3 protein-coding genes are annotated in these 2,849 nt (G+C 72.4%); all 3 read left to right on the forward strand.

All coding sequences use genetic code 11. The features are described 5' to 3' along the window. Positions 1–139 precede the first annotated feature (139 nt). Entirely contained in the window at positions 140–1,135 is a 996-nt protein-coding gene (locus D471_RS0120210; RefSeq protein ID WP_017600299.1) for a hypothetical protein, read from the forward strand. Further along, positions 1,132–2,454 (forward strand): adenylosuccinate synthetase, encoded by a 1,323-nt coding sequence (locus D471_RS0120215; protein ID WP_017600300.1) that lies wholly within the window; start codon positions 1,132–1,134, stop codon positions 2,452–2,454. The genes D471_RS0120210 and D471_RS0120215 overlap by 4 nt, the downstream gene beginning before the upstream one ends. Before the next feature lie 88 nt (positions 2,455–2,542). Continuing rightward, a partial coding sequence (locus D471_RS0120220; RefSeq protein WP_017600301.1) for a PPOX class F420-dependent oxidoreductase occupies positions 2,543–2,849 on the forward strand: 307 nt, incomplete at its 3' end.

Raw genomic sequence — 2,849 nt, forward strand, 5'->3', positions numbered from 1 at the left:
CTCGCCCTACTGGACGAACTCGACGAGGCGTTGGAACGGGAGTTCGGTCCGCGACGGTTCCGCCCCTTCCACGTGCCCGAGGCGTCCTGACCCCCACGCCGGCCCCACCGACCACCGGTAACGAGACGAAGGAGTCCCCATGGGAAGCAGTAGCTGGTCCACCGACGCCTACCACGCCCGACAGGCCTACAACGCCTCCGTCGGCTCCAGCAGCTTCGGCTACACCGACCACGTGGCCTCGTCCAGGCCGCGCCACACCTGGAAGGTCCACGACTCGCTCGACCCCAGGGGCGTGACCGTTCGCGAGAGCCGTGACTCGGACGCCCACCCCGACTCGCTCGCCATCTCCGTACTGTTCGACGTCACGGGGTCCATGGGCAGGGTTCCCCGGGTCCTCCAGACGAAGCTGCCCGACCTGTTCGGCCTGCTGCTGCGCAAGGGATACGTGGCGGACCCGCAGATCATGTTCGGCGCGATCGGGGACGCCACCTGCGATCGCGCTCCGCTCCAGGTCGGCCAGTTCGAGTCCGGCAACGAACTGGAGGACGACCTGGGCAACATCCTGCTGGAGGGCGGGGGCGGCGGCCAGGCCACCGAGTCCTATGAGCTGGCCATGTACTTCATGGCCCGGCACACCGCGATGGACTGCCTGGACAAGCGGGGGCGGCGCGGCTACCTGTTCCTCATCGGCGACGAGATGGCCTACGGGGCGGTCAAGTCCCGCGAGGTCCGCGAGGTCATCGGCGACGAACTCGGGGAGAACATCCCGTTCCCGGTGATCCTCGCCGAGCTGCGCCGCAAGTTCGAGGTCTTCTACATCATGCCGACGGGCAGCCACTACTTCCACGACGACAGGGTGCGCGGCTTCTGGGACACCCATCTCGGACAGAACGTCATCTACTTGGACGATCTGGACGCGGTGTCGGAGACCATCGCGGTCACCGTCGGCCTGGGCGAGGAGGCCATCGACCTCCAGGAGGGGCTGGAGGACCTCGCTGAGGCGGGCTCCGGCACCGGTGACGTGGTCGGTAAGGCCCTGCGCCCGCTGTCGGAGGCGCGCGGTTCGGTCGTGGTGTCCGAGGCGCCGGACGGACTCACCGGCGGATCCTCCGGGGGCGGGGTGGACCGCCTGTGAGCGGGCGTCCCGACCGGCGGGCCGAGGAACACGCGGTCGTCGTCGACCTGGGCTTCGGCGACGCGGGCAAGGGCGTGACCGTCGACCTGCTGTGCGCGCGGCGGCGCTTCGGCGCCGTCGTACGCGCCAACGGAGGCGCCCAGGCCGCGCACAACGTGGTCACACCTGACGGGCGGCACCACACGTTCGCGCAGTTCGGTTCGGGCACGCTCGCCCCGAGCGGCCCGGTGCCCACGCACCTGTCGCGGTTCGCGGTCGTGGACCCGTTCGCACTCGCCGCCGAGGCGCGACACCTGGCGTCACTGGGAGTGCCCGACCCGTTCGCTTTGGTGACGGTGGACCGCCGGGCGCTGATCAGCACGCCCTGGCACCAGGCGGTCAACCGGGCGCGGGAGAGGGCGCGCGGCGCGGACCGGCACGGGTCCTGCGGCATGGGGGTGGGCGAGACCATGGCCTACGCGCTCACCCGCCCCGGGGACGCCCCGACCGTCGGCGACTGCGCGCACCCGGGCCGGTTGCGGAGGAAGCTGCTCCGACTCGCGGAGTACCTGGCGGAGCACGCGGGTCGGGGAGAGGGCTCCCCCGACGTCGAGGAGTGCCTGCTGACCTACCGGGCGTTCGCCGACCGGGTGCGGTTGGTGGACGAGCGGTACCTGCCCGCACTGCTGGACGCCTCCCCCGTGGTGTTCGAGGGCGCCCAAGGGGTGCTGTTGGACGAGTGGCACGGGTTCCACCCGCACACCACGTGGTCGACCACCACGACCGCCAACCCGCTCACGCTGTTGGCCGAGGCCGGGCGGGAGGGCGAGGCGCGGCGGATCGGGGTGGTGCGGACCTACACCACACGGCACGGCGCGGGGCCGCTGGTCACCGAGGACCCGGCGCTCGGGGTCGCGCTCCCCGAACGGCACAACGGGACCCGTCCCTGGCAGGGCGCGTTCCGGGTCGGCCACCTCGACCTGGTCGCGCACCGGTACGCGTTGGAGGCCACGGGAGGCGTCGACACACTGGTGGTCACCCACGCCGACGCGCCCGACCGGATGCGGGCCGAAACCGGGGCGGCGCCGCGCTGGTGCACGGGGTACACGGGCGCCGACGCCGCGCCGCTGCGGATCACCCCCGGGGCGGTGCCCGACCTGGACCGGCAGGAACGCGTCACCACCGCGCTCGTGGCGGCCCGCCCGGTGCTGGGCGCCATGCCGGACGAGCCCGCGGACGCGATCGGCGAGGCGCTGGGAGTGCCGGTCGAGGCGGTGTTCTCCGGACCGACCCGGGAGGACGCACGGACGCGGACCGGCGTCCCGGCGGTCTCCCGGTAGGCGGCCCCAGGTGCCCGGGACCGACTGTGCCGCCGGGACCGGACGTGTCGAGCTGGAGGGGAGCGGAGCCCCGCGCTAGCGTGACCGCATGGCTTCCCTGACCGATCCCCGCGTCCGTTCGTTCCTCCTCGAAGGCACCCGTACGGGGAAACTGGCCTACACCGCCTCGGACGGCCGCCCCCTGGTCGCGCCGGTCTGGTTCACCGTCGAGGGTGACGAGATCGTCCTCAACACCGGCAGGACCTCGGCCAAGGGCCGGTCGATCCTGCGCGACCCCCGCGTGGCGCTCAGCGTGGACCTGGAACGGCCTCCGTACGCGTTCGTTCAGGTGCAGGGGATGGCAGAGGTGTCGGAGGACCCCGACGAGCTGCTGCGGACGGCGACCGTCATCGCCG

The sequence above is a fragment of the Nocardiopsis lucentensis DSM 44048 genome (assembly GCF_000341125.1).
GTDB lineage: Bacteria > Actinomycetota > Actinomycetes > Streptosporangiales > Streptosporangiaceae > Nocardiopsis > Nocardiopsis lucentensis.